This is a genomic window from Streptomyces sp. NPDC004051 (assembly GCF_053604275.1).
Map to the genome: position 1 here is coordinate 323,977 of NZ_JBSGHG010000001.1, position 17,771 is coordinate 341,747.

Annotated in this window: 14 protein-coding genes; 6 read left to right on the top strand and 8 right to left on the bottom strand. The window is 73.6% G+C overall.

Annotated elements, in window-relative coordinates; translation table 11 throughout:
- Positions 1-4: 4 nt before the first annotated feature.
- From ACWEQO_RS01510 to rsmH, 4 genes are all read right to left on the bottom strand, one after another.
- Positions 5-1,582 carry a UDP-N-acetylmuramoyl-L-alanyl-D-glutamate--2,6-diaminopimelate ligase gene (locus ACWEQO_RS01510; protein ID WP_361450518.1) on the bottom strand — a complete coding sequence of 526 codons (1,578 nt, stop codon included), beginning with the start codon at positions 1,580-1,582 and terminating at the stop codon, positions 5-7.
- A 254-nt stretch (positions 1,583-1,836) separates the two neighbouring features.
- On the bottom strand, positions 1,837-3,837 hold the full coding sequence (locus ACWEQO_RS01515; RefSeq protein ID WP_452977655.1) for a peptidoglycan D,D-transpeptidase FtsI family protein: 2,001 nt from the start codon (positions 3,835-3,837) through the stop codon (positions 1,837-1,839).
- Complete coding sequence (locus ACWEQO_RS01520) at positions 3,834-4,340, bottom strand: septum formation initiator family protein (protein ID WP_361450515.1); 507 nt, start codon at positions 4,338-4,340, stop codon at positions 3,834-3,836. Before ACWEQO_RS01520 ends, ACWEQO_RS01515 begins: the two co-directional genes overlap by 4 nt.
- 93 nt (positions 4,341-4,433) lie before the next feature.
- Complete coding sequence (gene rsmH / locus ACWEQO_RS01525) at positions 4,434-5,426, bottom strand: 16S rRNA (cytosine(1402)-N(4))-methyltransferase RsmH (RefSeq protein WP_361450512.1); 993 nt, start codon at positions 5,424-5,426, stop codon at positions 4,434-4,436.
- A 434-nt stretch (positions 5,427-5,860) separates the two neighbouring features.
- Here rsmH and ACWEQO_RS01530 point away from each other — a divergent pair, with 434 nt between their 5' ends.
- The 4 genes from ACWEQO_RS01530 to ACWEQO_RS01545 all read left to right on the top strand — a co-directional run bounded on the left by ACWEQO_RS01530 (position 5,861) and on the right by ACWEQO_RS01545 (position 11,501).
- Positions 5,861-6,409, top strand: coding sequence for a beta-class carbonic anhydrase (locus ACWEQO_RS01530; RefSeq protein ID WP_361450509.1), 549 nt, complete (start codon positions 5,861-5,863; stop codon positions 6,407-6,409).
- 255 nt (positions 6,410-6,664) lie between these two features.
- Positions 6,665-7,738 (top strand): AAA family ATPase, encoded by a 1,074-nt coding sequence (locus ACWEQO_RS01535; protein ID WP_452977660.1) that lies wholly within the window; start codon positions 6,665-6,667, stop codon positions 7,736-7,738.
- Complete coding sequence (locus tag ACWEQO_RS01540) at positions 7,738-9,102, top strand: DUF58 domain-containing protein (protein ID WP_361450503.1); 1,365 nt, start codon at positions 7,738-7,740, stop codon at positions 9,100-9,102. Before ACWEQO_RS01535 ends, ACWEQO_RS01540 begins: the two co-directional genes overlap by 1 nt.
- A complete protein-coding gene (locus tag ACWEQO_RS01545; RefSeq protein ID WP_452977663.1) occupies positions 9,099-11,501 on the top strand; it encodes a transglutaminase TgpA family protein in 2,403 nt (800 codons plus the stop codon). Before ACWEQO_RS01540 ends, ACWEQO_RS01545 begins: the two co-directional genes overlap by 4 nt.
- A gap of 191 nt (positions 11,502-11,692) precedes the next feature.
- Here the strand turns inward: ACWEQO_RS01545 and ACWEQO_RS01550 are convergent, their stop codons facing one another.
- The 3 genes from ACWEQO_RS01550 to ACWEQO_RS01560 all read right to left on the bottom strand — a co-directional run bounded on the left by ACWEQO_RS01550 (position 11,693) and on the right by ACWEQO_RS01560 (position 13,897).
- On the bottom strand, positions 11,693-12,103 hold the full coding sequence (locus ACWEQO_RS01550) for a DUF3040 domain-containing protein (RefSeq protein WP_361450497.1): 411 nt from the start codon (positions 12,101-12,103) through the stop codon (positions 11,693-11,695).
- Positions 12,104-12,395: 292 nt separating this feature from the next.
- Complete coding sequence (locus ACWEQO_RS01555; protein ID WP_452977666.1) at positions 12,396-13,166, bottom strand: methyltransferase; 771 nt, start codon at positions 13,164-13,166, stop codon at positions 12,396-12,398.
- 194 nt (positions 13,167-13,360) lie between these two features.
- Entirely contained in the window at positions 13,361-13,897 is a 537-nt protein-coding gene (locus ACWEQO_RS01560) for an SAV_6107 family HEPN domain-containing protein (RefSeq protein WP_361450491.1), read from the bottom strand.
- A 186-nt stretch (positions 13,898-14,083) separates the two neighbouring features.
- Between ACWEQO_RS01560 and ACWEQO_RS01565 the strand changes: the two genes are divergently transcribed.
- Positions 14,084-14,713: a TetR/AcrR family transcriptional regulator gene (locus ACWEQO_RS01565; RefSeq protein ID WP_361450488.1), complete on the top strand. Its 630-nt coding sequence runs from the start codon at positions 14,084-14,086 to the stop codon at positions 14,711-14,713.
- 480 nt (positions 14,714-15,193) lie between these two features.
- Positions 15,194-16,714, top strand: coding sequence for a phytoene desaturase family protein (locus tag ACWEQO_RS01570; RefSeq protein ID WP_452977670.1), 1,521 nt, complete (start codon positions 15,194-15,196; stop codon positions 16,712-16,714).
- Between the two features lie 20 nt (positions 16,715-16,734).
- Here ACWEQO_RS01570 and ACWEQO_RS01575 read toward each other — a convergent pair whose 3' ends face one another.
- Entirely contained in the window at positions 16,735-17,757 is a 1,023-nt protein-coding gene (locus ACWEQO_RS01575; RefSeq protein WP_452977673.1) for an SCO2102 family sporulation regulator, read from the bottom strand.
- Positions 17,758-17,771: the final 14 nt, after the last annotated feature.

Consider the following 17,771-nt stretch of genomic DNA (forward strand, 5'->3'; position numbering starts at 1 on the left):
AAGTTCATCCCTGGGTCTGCTGGATAGCTTCGCGGAGCACCTGGCGGTCGTCGAAGGGACGCACCACCCCGGCGATGTCCTGTCCCTGCTCGTGGCCCTTGCCCGCGACCAGCACGGCGTCGCCGGGCTGTGCGCGGGCGACGGCCGCGGCGATCGCCGCGGCCCGGTCCTCGAAGACCTGCACCTCGCCGCGCTCGTGGGCGGGCACGGAGGCCGCGCCCTGGAGCATGGCGGCGAGGATGGCGAGGGGGTCCTCGGAGCGGGGGTTGTCTGAGGTCAGTACGGCGGTGTCGGCGAGCCGGGCCGCCGCGGCGCCCATCGGCTCGCGCTTGGTGACGTCCCGGTCGCCGCCGCAACCGAGCACCACGTGCACCTTGCCCTCGGTGACCCTGCGCAGGGCGCGCAGCACCGACTCGACGGCGTCGGTCTTGTGGGCGTAGTCGACCACCGCGAGGTACGGCTGGCCCTCGTCCACCCGCTCCAGCCGGCCGGGCACGCCCGGGACGGCGGCGACCCCGTCGGCGGCGGCCTGCGGGTCGAGTCCGGCGGCGGCCAGGGCGACGATCGCGGCGAGGGTGTTGGCCACGTTGAACGGGCCCGGCAGCGGCGACCGGGCGGTGATCCGCTCGTTCTCGGGCCCGATCACGGTGAACGTCGAGTCGGCCGGACCGACCTCGACGTCCTCGGCGCGCCAGTCGGCGTCGGGGTGCCCCTCCGCGGAGTAGGTGATGACGGGGACGCCGGCCTCCTTGGTGAGGCGGCGGCCGTACTCGTCGTCGGCGTTGACCACCGCGAGCCGGCTGCGCTGCGGGGTGAACAGGCGCGCCTTGGCCGCGAAGTAGTCCTCCATGTCGGAGTGGAACTCCATGTGTTCCGGGCTGAGGTTGGTGAAGACGGCGATGTCGAAGACACAGGCGTCCACCCGGCCCAGCACCAGGGCGTGGCTGGAGACCTCCATGGCGACCGCTTCGACCCCGCGTTCGCGCATGACGGCGAACAGGGCCTGCAGGTCGGTGGCTTCCGGCGTAGTGCGCTCGGACTTGATGCGCTCGTCCCCCACGCGCATCTCGACGGTGCCGATCAGCCCCACCCGTCGCCCGCCACCGCCCTCGCCCGACGGCGCCCCGGGCCGGCCCCCCTCGTCCGTGCTGTGGACGGCCCTGAGGCCCCCCTCGACGAGATAGGCGGTGGTGGTCTTGCCGGAGGTGCCGGTGATGCCGATCTGGAGCAGATCGCGTCCCGGGTGGCCGTAGATCGTGGCCGCCAGCTCGCCCATCTCCCCGCGGGGGTCGTCGACCACCAGCGCGGGCAGCCCGGCCGCGGCGACGCGTTCGGCGCCGCTCGGGTCGGTGAGCACGGCGACCGCGCCGAGGCCCGCCGCCTGGGTGACGAAGTCGGCGCCGTGCGCGCGGGCGCCGGGGAGGGCGGCGTACAGGTCGCCGGGGCGTACGGCGCGCGAGTCATGGGTGATGCCCGTGACGTCGGCGGTCCGGGGCGGTGCGGCGACACCCAGTTGACCGGCGAGTTCCGCGAGGGGTGTGGCGGAGACCCGCGCCGGCCGGGGCGGCCCGGGAAATGTCACGGGTTGACCCTTCTGGGTGGTTTGCGACTGATCAGCGTGTGGCACGGCGGTGAGCGTACCGGGCGCACCCGCCGCGGAGCCAAAGCGGGGTTCGTCCGCGGCTCCGTCCGGCGGGGACGACGGGGTGGGCGGGGTGGACGAGGGGTCCGGTCCACGGCGGGGGGTGTCCCGGTTCCCGGGATCGGGGGTGATCGTTGTCACGGGCTGTTCCTGGGTGGTTCCGTGCCGGCCGGACGCGAGGGGTTCGCGGCCGGTCAGCGTGTGAAGGTGACCGGGAGGTTGGCCGGTGCGGCACCGGTCGGCGGTACCTGGAGGGTCTTGAGGGCGAACTCCATGACCTTCTTGTAGACGGGTCCGCAGATCTGGCCGCCGAAGTAACTGCCCTCGGTGGCGTTCTGGATGGCGCAGTAGACGGTGATCCGGGGTTTGTCGGCGGGTGCGAACCCGGCGAAGGAGGAGGTGTAGCCGTGGTACTTGCCGGTGGCCGGATCCACGCGGTTGGCCGTGCCCGTCTTCCCCGCGACCCGGTAGCCGGGGATGCGCGCCTTGGTTCCGGTGCCCTCCTCGTCGTCCACGACCGACTCCAGCATCCGGGCGAGGGTCTTCGCCGTCTTCTCGCTGACCACCCGCGACTTCTCGGGCTCCGGGGCGGGGGTGAAGCGTCCGTCGGGCCCCTTGGTGCCGCGTACGAGCGTGGGTTCGATGCGTACGCCGCCGTTGGCGATGGTCGAGTAGACGGACGCGGCCTGCATGGCGTTGACGGACACGCCCTGGCCGAAAGGAATCGTGTACTGCTGGGAGGTCGACCAGGCGCCGGGTGGGGCGAGGATGCCCTTGGTCTCGCCGGGGAAGCCGAGTCCGGTGTGGTCGCCGAGGCCGAACTTGCGCAGGTAGTCGTGGAGGACCTTGTTGGCCTGGGCCTGGGTCTTGCCGAGCTGGCCGGTGGCCAGGATGGTGCCGATGTTGCTGGACTTGGCGAGCACCCCGTTGAGCGTCAGGTACCAGGTCGGGTGGTCCACGTCGTCCTTGAACAGCCGGTCGCCGCGGTGCAGCCGGTTGGGCACGACGACGTGCGTGCGCGGGGTGGCCGCGCCCTCCTCCAGCACGGCCGCCATCGACATGACCTTGGCGGTGGATCCGGGCTCGAAGGCGTCCTGGAGGGCCGCGTTGCCGAGCGCCGCCGGGTCGGCGTCGGAGAGGTCGCCCGGATCGAACCCGGGCGCGTTGGCCATGGCGAGGACCTCGCCGGTGCGGGTGTCCTGGACGATGACGTAGCCGCGGTCGGCCGCGGACTCCTCGACCTGCTCGCTGATGGCGTTCTGCGCGGCCCACTGGATGTCGCGGTCGATGGTGAGCTCGACGTCGCTGCCGGGCACGGCCGGTGTCTCGCTGGACCCCGCGGTCGGCACCAGACGGCCGCCGGACTGGACGAAGCGGATGCTGCCGTCCTCACCGGCGAGCCGTTTCTCCAGCTGGAGTTCGATGCCTCCGCCGCCCTTGCCCTCGGCGTTGACCCAGCCCAGTATCCCGGCGGCGAGTTCGTTGTTCGGGTAGACCCGCTTGCTGGTGGGCACGGACAGGACACCCGCGAGGACGTTGACCGAGGACGTGTCGGTCTCCGCCTTCTTCGCCAGCGCGGCCTTCAGGTCCTTGATCTGCTTCCAGACCTGCGGGGTCTGGCGGCTCGCGAGTTTGACGTAGCGCAGGGCCTTGTTGTCCGGCCGCAGCTTCTCGACCAGCCTGTCCTGGTCCTGGCCGAGGATCGGGGCGAGGAGGGCGGCGGCCTGTTCGGGGCCGTCGGCGATCTCCAGCTGGTCGGGGGCGAACATCGTGGGGTCGGCGGTGATGTCGTAGGCGTCCTCGCTGGTCGCCAGGGCGATGCCGTTGCGGTCGGTGATCTCGCCGCGCTCGGCGTCCAGCACCTGGCCCACCTGGAGGTTCTGCCCGGCCTTCGCCGCATGGGTGTCGGCCTCGACGGCCTGCACCTGGAGCAGGCGTACGACGAAGACGCCCAGGACGAGGGTCAGGGCCAGGCCGGCGAGGCGCAGACGGGGGCGCGGGCTGCCCAGCCGGAGGGCCTTCGGGGCCGCCGGGCGGGGTGCGGGGCGGCGGGCCGGGCGGTGGCCGGGCCCGGGGCGCTGCCGGGCGCCCGGGCGGGCGGGCCCGGCGGGTCCGGGCACGCGGCGGCGCGGCGGCTGCCTGGCTGATTTCCCGGCTTTTCCGGTGTTTCCGGCGTTGTCGGCCACTTCCGTCACCTGCCGGGAGTCGATGCGGGCGCGGCCGCGGGGGTCGGGGCGACGGCCGCGATGCTCGCCACCGCGTAGGGGGGCGGGACCGTCGCGGTGGCCAGTGCCTCGGGCGGGATCACCAGGGGGGCGCGGGCGGCGGAGGCGGGGGTCGGGGCGCCCTCGACCTTGCCGTCGGGGTTCAGGAAGGCGGGGTCGCCGCCGGGCACCATGCCGAGTTCGCGTGCGCGGCGCTGCAGGGCGTCAGGGGCGGAGTAGGCGTCGATGTCCCGCTGCAGGGCCTGTTCCTCGTCGGTGAGGCTCTTCGTCTCCCGCTTGAGGTCGTCGAGTTCGAAGGCTCCCTCGCTGAGGGCCGAGTTCAGCACCAGGAGCCCGATCAGGCCGCCGCCCAGGAGAAGGACGACGAGCAGCACGAAGGGGGTGCGGGCCGCCTGGGCCCGTCCCGTGGGGAGGAGACCCGCGAGACGGGCCGCCCTCCCCTTCAGTTCGGGCAGTTCGGGTTTCCTGCTCACTCACGCTCCCCTGGGTTCGCCTGCCTTCCGCACCCGCATGGCCCGCACGGCGCCGGGTTCACGCGTCGTGACCGCCGCACGCGCCCCTCGGCCTCACACGTCTCGTTCAAGGTGCTCCCTGATCCGCTGGGCGCCCCGCAGCCGTGCGGGTGCGGCCCGCCGGTTCTCGGCGATCTCCTCCTCGGTGGGAAGTTCGGCACCGCGCGTGAGCAGCTTGAGCCGGGGCTGGTAGCGCTCGGGAACGACGGGCAGCCCGGCGGGCGCGGTGGTGGCGGCGCCCGCCGCGAACACCTGCTTGACCAGCCGGTCCTCCAGGGAGTGGTACGACAGCACGGCGATCCGGCCACCGACGTCGAGCGCCTTCACCGCGGCCGGGACGGCCCGCTCCAGTACGGAGAGTTCACCGTTGACCTCGATCCGCAGGGCCTGGAAGGTGCGCTTCGCCGGATTGCCGCCGGTGCGTTTGGCGGCCTGGGGAAGCGCGTCCCGGATCAGCTCGACCAGGCGTGCGCTGGTGGTGAACGGCTCCTTCTCCCGCTCGCGCACCACCGCGGCCACGATCCGCTTGGCCTGCTTCTCCTCGCCGTAGGCACGCAGGATGCGGACGAGTTCACCGGGCGGGTAGGTGTTGAGGACCTCGGCGGCGCTGACGCCGGTCGTCTGGTCCATGCGCATGTCGAGCGGGGCGTCCTGGGCGTAGGCGAAGCCACGGTCGGCCTCGTCGAGCTGCATGGAGGAGACCCCCAGGTCGAACAGGACGCCCTGCACGCGCGCGATGCCGAGCCGGTCGAGCACCTCGGGGAGTTCGTCGTAGACGGCGTGCACCAGGGTGGCGCGCTCGCCGAACGGGGCGAGCCGCTCGCCGGACAGGCGCAGGGCCTCCTTGTCCCGGTCCAGGGCGACCAGCCGCGCCTCGGGGAACCGCGTCAGCAGGGCCTCGCTGTGGCCGCCCAGACCGAGGGTGCAGTCGACGACCACCGCGCCCGGCCGCTCCAGGGCGGGCGCCAGCAGGTCCAGGCACCGCCGGAGCATCACCGGGACGTGCCGACTCTGCCCGCCCGTGTTCGCAAACGCTTCGCGCCCCATTGGATCTGGGCCCTCTCAAGGTCCGGCGCGGCCGTGACGCACCGCCGGGTCCCCGCCCCTCCCCCGGTGTGGACGGGGCAGCCTGCCGGCGCCGGAGGCGTCGGCCGGCCGGGAACGGGAGGAGGCCGAGCCGTACGTACGCGCAGCGCACGCGGGGGATCTCCGGGACGCTGCCCGGGTCTCCGGGGGAAATCAGTGCAGCGGGGAGGGTCTCGCCTCCCGCTCCGCGTCACTTTAGTCCACGGTTTCGCCCGGTCAATCAACCGGCCTGTGCGGCGCGGCCCCCGGCCCGGCGACACCCCGCGCCGAGGGAAACCACCCGTACGAGGAGGATCACGCCACCCTTGTGGGTCATCTCACTCCAAAGCATGATGACGTTCTTTGTCCTGTCTCACAGCAGGACCGGAGAGCACGTGGCCAGTAACGTCATGGCTATGACGACTTCTGCATCGGTTCCCGCGAGTTCCGGAAGCGCGACGCTCGGCCACGGCACGGTCACCGACCGGCTGGTCGACGCCAACCAGCAGTACGCCGGCGCCTTCACCGATCCCGGGATGGACGCCCGCCCCGTTCTGCGCGTGGCCGTGGTGGCCTGCATGGACGCCCGGCTCGACCTGCACGCCGCGCTCGGCCTCGAGCTCGGCGACTGCCACACCGTCCGCAACGCGGGCGGTGTGGTCACCGACGACGTGATCCGGTCGCTGACCATCAGCCAGCGCGCACTGGGCACCCGCAGCGTGGTGCTCATCCACCACACCAACTGCGGCCTGGAGGCCATCACCGAGGAGTTCCGGCACGAGCTGGAGATGGAGGTCGGCCAGCGTCCGGCCTGGGCCGTGGAGTCCTTCCGCGACGTCGACCAGGACGTACGGCAGTCGATGCAGCGGGTGCGCACCTCGCCGTTCCTGCTGCACACCGACGACGTGCGGGGGTTCGTCTTCGACGTGAAGACCGGCCTGCTGCGCGAGATCGACCCCGCCTGACCTGCTGCCCCGCCCCGAGAGCGACCGGACCTCGGTTCCACAAAGGCCGCACGGCCCGACATATCGCCGCCGGTTGTCCACAGGCGAGTGACACGAATCGGTAACGGCGGCAAGAATGCGGGAGTGGTGCCGTGCGGAACCTTTCCCGCGCGGTGTCCGTGATTCGGGGTGAGCCGGGCCGCACAGCAAGGTGCCGGCCCGGACGTTTGGGGCCCTTGTTCCTTGGGAGCGAGGGGGAAGGCCGAGGAGGGCCGGGTGCCGACCTATGACGATCGAGCGAGCCTTGGGGGTTCCCCCACGCGAGCGCAGCCCAGCGTGGGGGATGACCTGACCGCCGTGATCGAGCGGGTGCGGGATTCGGTGGAGAGCGTGATCGAGGGCAAGCCCGAGGTCGTACGGCTCTCGCTGACCGTGCTGCTCGCCGAGGGACATCTGCTCATCGAGGACGTTCCGGGAGTCGGCAAGACGATGCTGGCCAAGGCGCTGGCGCGGTCCATCGACTGTTCGGTGCGGCGCATCCAGTTCACACCGGACCTGCTGCCGTCGGACATCACCGGCGTCTCCATCTGGGACCAGCAGCAGCAGGAGTTCGAGTTCAAGCCGGGCGCCATCTTCGCGCAGGTGGTGATCGGCGACGAGATCAACCGCGCGTCGCCGAAGACGCAGTCCGCGCTCCTGGAGTCGATGGAGGAGCGCCAGGTCACCATCGACGGCAGGACCTACGAGCTGCCCAGCCCCTTCATGGTGGTGGCGACGCAGAACCCGGTCGAGATGGAGGGCACCTATCCGCTGCCCGAGGCCCAGCGCGACCGGTTCATGGCCCGGGTCTCGGTCGGCTACCCGAGCGCGGAGGCCGAGCTGCAGATGCTGGACGTGCACGGCGGGCTCTCTCCGCTGGAGGACCTCCAGCCGGTGGCCCACGCGCACGAGATCCTGAAGCTGATCGAGACGGTGCGCGACGTCTACGTCGCCGAGCCGATACGCCGGTACGTGGTGGAGCTGGTCGCCGCCACCCGCACGCACCCCGACCTCAGACTCGGCGCCTCGCCGCGCGCAACCCTGCACCTGCTGCGCGCGGCGAAGGCGTCCGCGGCGCTGAACGGCCGGGATTACGCCCTGCCGGACGACGTGCAGGCGCTCGCCGTGGCCGTGCTGGCGCACCGGCTGCTGCCCACCGCCCAGGCCCAGCTCAACCGCCGCACCGCGGAGCAGGTGGTCCAGGAGATCCTGCAGCGCACCCCGGTGCCCACCGAGGCCCCGGCCCAGGCCGGGATCGGTCTGGGCCGGGGCGGCCTGGGGTACGGCCGGCACCAGCCGCGGAGGCTGTGATGAGCACCGCGGGATCCGCCCGCGCGGAGGGCGACCGCGGTGACAGGGGGGGTCTGCGCACGGCTCTGGCCGGGCTGACCACCCGTGGGCGCTCCTTCCTGGCCGCCGGTGTGGCCGCCACGGTCTGCGCCTATGTGCTCGGGCAGAGCGATCTGCTGCGGGTCGGGCTGCTGCTGGCGGTGCTGCCGCTGATGTGCGCGGGCGTGCTCTACCGCACCCGCCACCGGGTCGCGGGCAGCCGCCGGCTCTCCCCCGCGCGGGTGCCCGCCGGCTCCGAGGCGCGGGTGCACCTGCGGATGGACAACGTCTCCCGCATGCCCACGGGCCTGCTGATGCTCCAGGACCGGGTGCCCTACGTGCTCGGGCCGCGCCCCCGGTTCGTGCTGGACCGGATGGAGGCGGGCGGCCGCCGCGAGGTGTCCTACCGGGTCCGCTCCGACCTGCGCGGCCGCTATCCGCTCGGCCCGCTGCAGCTGCGGCTGTCCGACCCGTTCGGGATGTGCGAGCTGACCCGGTCCTTCTCGACGTACGACACGCTGACGGTGATCCCGCGCGTGGAGCCGCTGCCGCCGGTACGGCTGAGCGGTGAGGCGAAGGGGCACGGCGACGGACGGCAGCGTTCGCTGGCGCTGGCCGGCGAGGACGACGTGATCCCGCGCGGCTACCGCCACGGCGACGATCTGCGCCGGGTGCACTGGCGTTCCACCGCGCGCTACGGCGAGCTGATGGTCCGCCGCGAGGAGCAGCCGCAGCGGGCCCGCTGCACGGTGCTGCTGGACACCCGCGCCGTCGCCTACGACGGCGCGGGTCCCGACTCGGCGTTCGAGTGGGCGGTGTCGGGTGCGGCCTCCGTCCTGATGCACATGCTGGAGCGGGGTTTCTCGGTGCGGCTGCTGACCGACACCGGCGACTCGGTGCCGGGCGAGGGGCCCGACGGGTTCGCGGGCGCGAGCCAGGAGTCGGCGGACACGGCCGGCCTGATGATGGACGCCCTCGCCCTGGTCGACCCCTCCGACGGGGCGGGCCTGTCCCGGGCGTACGACATGGTCCGCGGTGGGAACGAGGGGCTGCTGGTGGCCTTCCTCGGCGATCTCGACGAGGAGCAGGCCGCGGTGCTCGCCCGGATGCGGCAGCGCATCGGGGGCGCCGTCGCCTTCGTGCTGGACAGCGGGACCTGGCTGCGGGAACCGTCGGACGTGTCCGGTCCGTTGGGCGGGGGCGGGGAGCGGCTGCGGATGCTGCGCGAAGCGGGCTGGACGGCCGTGAGCGTGCCGCGGGGCGCCTCCCTGGAGGAGCAGTGGCGGCTGGTCGGCCGGGAGCGGTCCGATCTGGCGGCGGCACGCGGTGGGGAGGGAGCAGGGTGAGCGGACGACTACGGCTGACACTGGCCTCGTGGGCGGCCACGCTGCTGGCCGCGTGCGCACTGCTGCCCCTGGTCGGGCCGGCTTCCTGGATCGTGCAGGCGGCCCTCCTGCTGGCCGTGCAGTCCGGTGCGGGCGCGCTGGCCCGGCGGGTGCCGCTGGCCCGTCCGCTGACCGTGGCCGTGCAGGTGCTGGTGGCGCTCGTGCTGCTGACGCTGGTGTTCGCGCGTGAGCACGCGTTCGCCGGCCTGGTTCCGGGGCCTGACGCCTTCCGCTTCTTCGCCGAACTGTTCGAACAGGGCGGCACCGACGTCGGCCGTTACGCGATACCGGCGCCGTTGTCCGACGGCATCCGGCTGATGCTGATCAGCGGGGTCCTGCTGATCGGGCTGCTGGTGGACACCCTCGCGGTGACCTTCCGCAGCGCGGCCCCGGCCGGGCTTCCGCTGCTCGCGCTGTACTCGGTGGCCGCGGGGCTGTCCGACGGCGGCGGCGACGGCTGGCTGTGGTTCCTGCTGGCGGCGGTCGGCTATCTGGCGCTGCTCCTCGCGGAGGGGCGGGACCGGCTCTCCCAGTGGGGGCGGGTGTTCGGCGGGGCGGCGCGGGGCCCGGCCGCCGAGTCGGGCGGGGTCTCCTCCCCGGTGCGCACCGGTCGGCGGATCGGGCTGCTGGCGGTGGGCGTCGCCCTGGTGGCGCCGCTCGCCCTGCCCACGATGGACGGCGGTCTGCTGGACCCGGCGGGCTCGGGCGCCGGCTCGGGCGCCGGTGGGGGCGGCACGATCTCCGCGGTGAACCCGCTGGTGTCGCTGCGCGACTCGTTGAACGTGGACGAGGACCGCCAGGTCCTGTCCGTGCGGACCGAGATGGAGGACGTCTCGGACCTGTATCTGCGGATCGTCTCCCTGGACGACTTCGACGGCACCACCTGGAAGCCGTCCAAGCGGTCCATCACCACCGTGCCCGCCGGTGGCTTCCCGACCCCGGCCGGCCTCGGCCGGGACGTCGAGCGCACGGAGATCGCCACGACGGTGTCGACCGCCGACTGGTACGGGCAGGACTGGCTGCCGATGCCGTATCCGCCGAGCGGGGTGGACATCAGGGGGGACTGGCGCTACGAGCCCGTCGGGATGACGCTGGTCGGCGACCACGGCCAGAACACCCGGGGGCTGACGTACAGCGTGCGCAGTCTCGACGTGCGGCCCACGGCGGAGCAGCTGGCCGACGCGTCGGCGCCGTCGGCCGCCCTGAAGCGGGACTACACCGAGCTGCCGGACTCGCTGCCCGCGCTGGTGTCCCGGACCGCCCGTCGGGTCACCGAGGGGGCGGCGAACGACTACGAGCGGGCGGTCGAGCTCCAGGAGTACTTCGCCTCGACCGGCGGCTTCAGGTACGACACCGAGGTCGCCGTCGGCAGCGGCTCGCAGGCGATCGCCCGCTTCCTGAGGGACAAGGAGGGCTTCTGCGTCCACTTCTCCTTCGCCATGGCCTCGATGGCCCGGTCGCTGGACATGCCCGCCCGCGTCGCGGTGGGCTTCGCGCCCGGCACCCCGCAGCCGGACGGCTCGGTGTCGGTGGGGCTGCGGGACGCCCACGCCTGGCCGGAGCTGTACTTCGAGGGCGTGGGCTGGACCCGCTTCGAGCCGACCCCCACCCGTGGTTCGGCGCCCGCGTACACCGCGCCGGACACCTCGGACAGCACGGTGCCCGATCCGGCCCGGCCGTCCGAGGCAGCGTCCTCGGAGCCCTCGGCCGCCCCGTCCTCACGCGAGGGCTGCACGCTGGAGCAGCGGAGGCTGGACGGTGGCTGCGAGAGCGAGGTGCCGGCGGCGGCGCTGCCCACGGACGGCGGCGGTCCCCCGTGGTACACGGTGGCGGCGTGGGCGCTGGCGGGTCTCACCGTCCTGGTGCTGCCGCTGGCACCGGTGCTGTGGCGGCTGCGGACCCGGGCGGCACGCCTGGGCGCGCACGGCCGTTCGGAGGCGGACGCGGCCGCGCACGTCCTGGCCGTCTGGGACGAGCTGACCGACACCGCGTGGGACTTCGGCATCTCCCCGGACGAGTCGCTGACCCCGCGCAGGGCGGCGGCCCGGATCGTCCGGCTCGGCCGGCTCGACCCGGACGCCGCGGCCTCGGCGCACCGGGTGGCGGACGCCATGGAGCAGGTCCTCTACGCACCGCGGCCGCGTCCCGCGGTGGGGTCGGCGGACGACGTGCGCCGGGTGACGGCCGGACTGCGGTCCGTGGCCGGTCGTGGCACGCGGCTGCGCGCGCTGTTCGCCCCGCGCTCCACGGTGCGGGTGGTGTGGTCGGTGTCGGCCCGGTGGGCCGACGTCCGGGAACGCGCCCTCGCGCTGCGGCCGACATGGCGGCCCGCGTGGCCCACCTGGCGGCGGTCCACCTAGCGGAAACCGCCGCGGGATCCCTTGCGGGGTCCCGCGGCGGCAGGGGTGCAGTGGAGCTGTGCGGCCCTTTCGCCTCCGGGCCCCGGCGCGGACACGGATCAGGGGGTGGCCACCGGGTCGGTGGCCACCCCCTGATCCGTGTTCTCAGTTCTCGGGCGTCCTGGAGCTGTCTGCGGAAGCCGGGGCGGGAGCTACTGTCCGCCCTGTTCGTCGCGGCGGCGCTGCCAGCGCTCCTCTATGCGGTTCATCACGGAGCGTCGCTGCCTGCCCTGCCGGCCGGAGTGCGGCAGACCCGTGGAGCCCTCGGCTCCGACGGCCTGCTCACCGGGCTTGGGGGCCTTGCGCCAGCCCGTCACGGCGAGAACCGCGCAGCCCAGCATGACGAGGAAGCCCACCACACTGAGCCAGACCTGCTGGGCGACCATTCCGGCCATGAGGAGCGCAATACCTACGAGGAAGCCCGCGACCGCCTGGTAGACCCGCCGACGGGTGTACGTACGCAGGCCACTTCCCTCGAGCGCCGACGCGAACTTGGGATCTTCGGCGTACAGCGCTCGCTCCATTTGCTCGAGCATGCGCTGCTCGTGCTCCGAGAGCGGCACGGCGTCCTCCTCATCGTGCAAGTCGCCGGGGCGACCCGGGGGGTCCCTTCAGGATAGGCGGGGAATCGACCCCGTGAAACCCGCCCCTCTGCGCCAATCGGCCGTCCGGAACCCGCCATGCGCGTCCCCGGCCGCTCGAGACTTCTCATTCCCCGATGGCCGAGCCGTCATGCCGGACGGTCTCCCTCGATCATACGGTGCCCCGCCGCCATTCGGGGGGCCTGTGGCGCACTCCATGGACGGGCGGGCCGAGGGACGCGTCGCTGATCAGCGACGCGTCCCAGGCGATCACTCAGGCCCCGGCGGTCCCCCGCGCCTCACCGAGCACATGGAGTTGGGTGGCCACGGAGTGGAAGGCGTCGAGTTCCGCCGCCGCGGCCTCCAGCCTCAGCAGCGCGTCCAGGGCCCCGGGCTCGGTGTCCACGAGCACGCCGGGGACGAGATCGGCGAAGACCCGCACCCCGTGCACGGCGCCGACCCGCAGCCCCGCGTCCTCGACCAGACCGGTGAGCTGGTCGACGGTGAAGCGGCGCGGTACGGGGTCGGCCGTGCCCCATCGGCCGTTCGGGTCGTCGAGCGCCTGCCGGGCCTCCTTGAAGTGACCGGCGAGGGCCCGGGCGAGCACGGCGCCGCCGAGGCCGGCGGCGAGCAGGCTGAGGACGCCTCCGGGGCGCAGGGCCGCCACCGTGTTGCGCACGCCCTCGGCCGGGTCGTCGACGTACTCCAGGACGCCGTGACACAGCACCGCGTCGTAGCCGCCGCGCTCGACCACGTCGAAGAGGCCGTGCACATCGCCCTGGACGCCCTTGACCCGGTCGGCGACCTCCTCCTCGACGGCACGGCGCTCCAGGGCGAACAGCGCGTCGGGACTGGGGTCGACGACGGTGACCCGGTGGCCGAGACGGGCCAGGGGCACCGCGAAGTTGCCGCTGCCGCCGCCGGTGTCGAGGACGTCCAGCGCCGGCCTGCCGGTCGCCTCGGCCCGGCGTCGCAGGGCGTCCTGGAGGACCTCCTGGACCACGGCGGTACGGAGAGCGGCGCGGGGGCGCAGGGTGTCCGACACGGCAGTTGACTCCTCGGCGCGGCACCGCCTCATCCACGGCGGAGCGATCGGGCTGCCTCCCCGCCCGGACACAGGTGAGGACGGTGGAGGCTTCAGGCGCCTTCCACCCTATTGCCTGTGGCATGCTCCCTCGCCACCGCGGGGCGGCGCCCCGGGCCGCCCCGCGGTGGCGGACGCCGGTGCGTCCGCGCGGGTCAGCCGGCGTCGGGCATGTCCCGGTCCGCGTCGGTACGGGGCTGCGGGAGGACCGGCTGGAGGACGAGCATCCGCTCCACCAGACGCAGGAACATCGCCACGTCCCGTATCAGGTCGTCGGCGTCCCGGCCGCTCGCCGCGTCCCGGATGCCCGCCTCGGCCCGCGCGCGGCGCCGGGCGCCCGAAGCGAACAGGGCGCTCCACTCGGTGAGTTCGGGCGCGATCTCGGGGAGCACGTCCCAGGCGCTGCGGATCCGGCTCCGGGCCCGGGGCGAGGTCTCGGGCCGCCCCCGCGCGGCGAGCACGGCGGCGGCGGTGCGCAGGGCCGCGAGGTGGGCCGTCGCATAGCGTTCGTTGGGTGTGTCGAGGACGGTGGCCTCGTCGAGTCCGGCACGGGCCTGGGCGAGCAGGTCGAGGGCGGCGGGCGGGGCGGTGGCACGGCGCAGCACGGGGTGGACGTCGTCCGCCGGGCCGGTCAGTGAGGGGGCAGGGCCGGTTGCGCGGCGCCGATGGGCGGCTGCGGAGGAGTGGGCCATGACGAACCTCCTGTCGTCTTCGTGACGGCATCCCCTGCTACCGGGTGCCGTATGCGCTCATCGTGCGGTATGGCACTGACAATCCGTTCCGACCTGGGGTTCTACGAGGCTCCGCTCCCATCGGCAGTCCGATCCAGGGCCGAGCCTGTGGAGGGGCGGGGCGGCGACCCTGTGACAATCAGGGCCATGGAACGCAGCAGCACCACGTCGCGCGGCGGCGCCCGCCGTGAGGCCACCCGGCAGAAGCTCTACGAGGCGGCCGTCACCCTCATCGCCGAACAGGGTTTCTCCGCCACCACGGTGGACGAGATCGCCGAGCGGGCGGGGGTCGCGAAGGGCACGGTCTACTACAACTTCGCGAGCAAGTCGGTCCTCTTCGAGGAGCTGCTGCGGCACGGGGTCGGGCTCCTCGCCGCCTCGCTGCGGGAGGCGGCCGACCGGACGGCCCTCCGGGGCGGCGGCAGGGGCGACGCGCTGGACGCGATGATCCGCGCGGGGCTCGTCTTCATCGACCGTTACCCGGCCTTCACCCAGTTGTACGTGGCCGAACTGTGGCGCACCAACCGGGCCTGGCAGTCCACACTGCTGGTGGTCCGGCAGCAGGCCGTGGCGGTCGTCGAGGACGTGCTGCGCGAGGGCGTGGAGAGCGGCGAGTTCGGCGCGGAGACCGACGTTCCGCTGACGGCTGCGGCGCTGGTCGGCATGGTGCTGGTGGCCGCGCTGGACTGGCAGTCCTTCCAGCCGGGGCGCTCCCTGGACGAGGTGCACGCGGCGCTCTCCCTGATGCTGCAGGGACGCGTGGGCGGCCGCCGCTGAGCCGACCGGGCGGGCGGTGCCCTCCGGGCGTGCGCCCCGGCGCGCACGAAAGCGCCGGTCCGACGGTGGCTGCGTCCCCCGCGAGCCACTGCCGGACCGGCACTTCCTGCTCCCCCGTGGTTCCCCCGGTTCCCCCTGTACGTCCCCCCGTAAAACCCCCGTTGCGGTCGTCCCCCGGGTCCCCCGTGCCTCGCTCCCGCCGACGACGCCGACGACGCCGACGGAAGGAGCGGATCGCGGGCCGGTCCGTTTCCGGCGCCCCGTGTCGCCGGTTCCGGAGCCGTTCCCCTCTCCGTGCTCTCCACTTTCTCGTTTCCGCAGGTCGTCTCCCATCCGCGCGCGTACTCATCTCGGGAACTAGGTACGGGTACTCAGTCCTGCGCACCCGCCCCCACGACGCCGTCCCGCCGGCTGGTCACCGGAGCGGGGGCGCCGGTACTCGGGGCCGGGGTGTCGGCGGGGGCGGATAAAGTCCCTGGCATGGCACGGATTGCGGTGATCGGCGCCGGGATGGGCGCGATGGCGGCCGCTGCCCGGCTGGCCGTCGCGGGCCACCGGGTGGCGGTGTACGAGCGGACGGACACGTACGGCGGCGCGCTGCGCCGGCTGGAGCGGGACGGCTTCGCGTTCGACACCGGCCCCGGGCTGCTCCCGCTGCCCGCGGTCTACCGCGATCTGTTCCTCAAGACCGGCAAGGAGCCGTTGGACGCCTGCGTCGACCTGGTCCAGGTCGACCCGTCGTCCCACCACGTGTTCGCGGACGGTACGCGGGTCTCGCTGCCGAACGCGTCCCGCGCGGGTGTCGTCTCCGCCTTGCAGGAGGCCCTCGGCCCCACCGCCGGACAGCGCTGGGGCGATTTCCTGGTGCGCGCCCGCGAGGCCTGGGACAGGAGCCGCAGACCGCTCCTGGAGGAGCCGCTGTGGCCCAACTGGCGGGTGCTCGCCGAGCGCGAGCCCTACCCTGCCGTCCCCCACAGGAAGCTGCTGCGCACGCGCACCGCGGGCACGCTCGCCGAGATCGGCGCCTGGGAGCTGCGCGACCCCCGGCTGGTCTCCCTGCTGGGCAGTTACGCGCTCGAGCACGGCCTCGACCCCCGGTCCACCCCGGCGAGCGCGGCGGTGCTGCCCTACATGGAGCACGCCTTCGGCACCTGGTACGTCCGCGGCGGCATGCGGGAGCTGGCCCGCGCGGTGTACGAGCGGTGTGTGGCCCGCGGGGTGGAGTTCCGCTTCGGCGCCGAGGTCACCGGCGTGCTGGAGAAGGACGGCCGAGCGGCGGGCGTGGAGTTCGCCGAGGGCCCCTCCCCGGCCTCCGGGGGCGAAACGGTGGCCGAGGCGGACCACGTGGTCGCCGGGGTGACGCCCGCCGTGCTGGACCGGCTGACCCGGGGGAACCGGGCGCGGGGGGACGGCGAGGTGCCGGGCAGGACCGGGACGGCGAGCCGTCTGACAGTGCTGCTGGCGCTGCGCGGAGGGCGTCCGGAGGGGACACCGCACCGGACGGTCGTGCACACGGAGGACCGGGAGGCCGAGCTGGACTCCCTGGCCGGTTCCCCCGCGAGCCTGCCCGCGCACCCCACGGTCACGGTCCTGCGGCCCGACGACCCGGCGCTGGTCCCCGACCTCGCCCATGAGGCGGTCACCCTCACCGCGGTGGTGCCCCGGGGCGCCGGGCCGGGCCTGGAGGAGCACGCGCAGCGCGTGATCACCGCCGCCGAGCGGGCGGTGCCCGGCCTGCGCGACCGGCTGATCCGGCACGAGGTGCGCACCCCGGCCGACATCGCGGAGGCGACGGGCGCGGAGGGCGGAGCGGTGCCCGTACCGGCGCTCGCCGCGGCGGGCGGACGGCTGCTCCACCCGTCCAACAGCACCCGCGTGCCGGGGCTGTTCACGGTCGGCGGCTGGTCGCACCCCGGCGGGGGGCTGCCGCACGCCGGGATGTCGGGCGCGCTGGTCGCCGGCCTGATCGTGGAGGGACCGGAGTTCCGCGGCTCCCGGTGAACGACGGGGACGCCCGCGGATCAGTAACGGTACTGCTGCTGCTCGTCGTAGCCGTTCCCGGGAGTCTGGCCCGTCTGGCCGTCGCCCTGGTACGGATACGGCTGCTCCTGCGGGAGTTCACCGCCGTACAGGTCGTCGGCGTTGCGCTGCTGCGGAACCCACAGGCCGCCGGCCGGGGTCTCGCCGCCGTAGGCGCCGTCGCCGTACTGGTCCTGGCCGTACCCCTGCTGGCCGTACTGCTGCGGGTCGGCGTAACCGGTGCCGTACGAGGCGTCGCCGTAGCTCGAGTTGCCGATGTACGGGTCGGAGTAGGCGGCGTACTGCTGCTGTTGGCCCGTGCTGTCGTAGGCGGCCTGCTGCTGGCCGTAACCGGAGTAGTCGTAGGCGTAGTTCTGGTCAGTGGCGTAGCCCTGGTCGGGGCTCTGCGCGGTCGCCGCGTACTGGTCCTGGGCCGGGGTGCCGTACCCCTGGTCGTCGTTGCCGCCGTTGCCGCCGCTGTCTCCGTAGACGCCGTACGAGCCGGTGTCGTCGGGCAGCGGCTGCGGCTCGTAGACGGCGGTGGTCTCGGCGGCCGTCTGCTGCTCGGTGCGCGCCGGGGTGAACACGTCGTCGTGGTCGTAGTCGTCCACGGTGTAGGTGTTCCGGGCCGTGCGGTAGGCGGCGGCGGCCTCGTCGCCGTAGCCGTCCTCGCTGCCGTGGCCGTCGCCGGTGGCCTCCAGTCCGGAGACCTCCAGGGTCGGTTCCTGCCGCCCGCGGTCGCCCCGGCCGCCCTTGACGGCGGCCAGCGCCGGGGCGTTGACCGCCCAGCCCGCCGCGAAGCCGCGGCGGAACGACAGGGTGACGTAGGTCTGGCCGATCGCGAAGGCCACGGCGCCCAGTCCGATGACGAGGACGGCCTGGATCAGCACACCGAGCACGACGCCCAGGAAGCCGGCGAAGGCGAGCAGCCGCCAGCGCAGGCGTGCCTTGTACTGCAGCAACACCTCGCCGAGCAGCCACAACGCGACCACGCCGAACGCGATGTAGAGGACCGTCCAGCCCATGTACGCCCCTCTCC

Coding starts and splice junctions, on each gene's coding strand:
- rsmH (WP_361450512.1), bottom strand. CDS start 5,426: ATGGGGCGCGAAGCGTTTGCGAACACGGGCGGGCAGAGTCGGCACGTC.
- ACWEQO_RS01530 (WP_361450509.1), top strand. CDS start 5,861: ATGACGACTTCTGCATCGGTTCCCGCGAGTTCCGGAAGCGCGACGCTC.
- ACWEQO_RS01540 (WP_361450503.1), top strand. CDS start 7,738: ATGAGCACCGCGGGATCCGCCCGCGCGGAGGGCGACCGCGGTGACAGG.
- ACWEQO_RS01560 (WP_361450491.1), bottom strand. CDS start 13,897: ATGGCCCACTCCTCCGCAGCCGCCCATCGGCGCCGCGCAACCGGCCCT.
- ACWEQO_RS01565 (WP_361450488.1), top strand. CDS start 14,084: ATGGAACGCAGCAGCACCACGTCGCGCGGCGGCGCCCGCCGTGAGGCC.
- ACWEQO_RS01570 (WP_452977670.1), top strand. CDS start 15,194: ATGGCACGGATTGCGGTGATCGGCGCCGGGATGGGCGCGATGGCGGCC.
- ACWEQO_RS01575 (WP_452977673.1), bottom strand. CDS start 17,757: ATGGGCTGGACGGTCCTCTACATCGCGTTCGGCGTGGTCGCGTTGTGG.